Raw genomic sequence first — 427 nt, 5'->3', positions numbered from 1 at the left:
TGATAGAATAAGGGTAACATTTGCAACAGATAGGTCTTATTGACAATTTGAGACCTATCTTTTTCTATCACAGATCGTTACACTCTTGACGTATCAATCGTTTCAAGCCATATCGTCGCCCCCCCAGGATCAATACGTCCAAGAAACTCTATATTTCCATCGGGTAAATAACGAGCTAAATCCCCAGTTTTGTAGAGGCGAGAACCTGGTTCATTACTAAACGGGTTAGGGATAAACTTTTGCTCTGTTAATTCGGGACGGTTGAGATAGCCTCGGGCTAAACCCACGCCACCAATATGGAGTTCTCCGGGTACACCAATGGGTACGGGTTGGAGATGAGAGTCTAAAATGTAAATCTGGGTATTAGCAACCGGACGACCAATGGGTACACTTAACAACTGAGTTCCGGCTTGACAAGGATAATAAC

Annotated in this window: 1 protein-coding gene; it reads right to left on the bottom strand. The window is 43.6% G+C overall.

Annotated elements, in window-relative coordinates:
- Positions 1 to 77: 77 nt before the first annotated feature.
- Positions 78 to 427, bottom strand: a 350-nt coding sequence (locus F6K63_RS36085; protein ID WP_287314905.1) for an AMP-binding protein, incomplete at its 5' end; no start/stop codon positions are given.

Source organism: Moorena sp. SIO1G6 (assembly GCF_010672795.1).
Lineage (GTDB): Bacteria > Cyanobacteriota > Cyanobacteriia > Cyanobacteriales > Coleofasciculaceae > Moorena > Moorena producens.
Note: the sequence above shows the minus strand (reverse complement) of the source record. Positions and strands in the feature narration are given on the sequence as shown.